The sequence below is a fragment of the Pseudomonas sp. PME37.24/006 genome, from assembly GCF_055556635.1.
Genome location: NZ_JBVHNL010000316.1, coordinates 1 through 231, shown reverse-complemented (window position 1 = coordinate 231; position 231 = coordinate 1). Strand labels below are relative to the sequence as shown.

At 64.9% G+C, this 231-nt stretch carries 1 protein-coding gene; it reads right to left on the bottom strand.

What is annotated here, in order from left to right; genetic code table 11:
* Positions 1-231: HAD family hydrolase (locus ACZ3GY_RS24880; RefSeq protein ID WP_465912505.1), on the bottom strand; the 231-nt coding region annotated here is incomplete at both ends.

Below are 231 nucleotides of genomic sequence, written 5' to 3'. Positions count from 1 at the left end.
CGTGACGTAGTCCAGCAGCGGCACGTCGTTGATCGAATCGCTGTAGAAGTAGGTGCGCTCGAAATCGGACGGCGCGTAGCCGAGTGATGCCAGCCACTCGGTGGTGCGCACGATCTTTCCTTCGCGGAAGCTCGGCACGCCCGTGCTGCGCCCGGTGAACGCGCCGCCGGGCGTACCGTCGTCGGTATCGAGCTCGATGCCGAGCAGGTGCTCTATACCGAATTCCGCCGC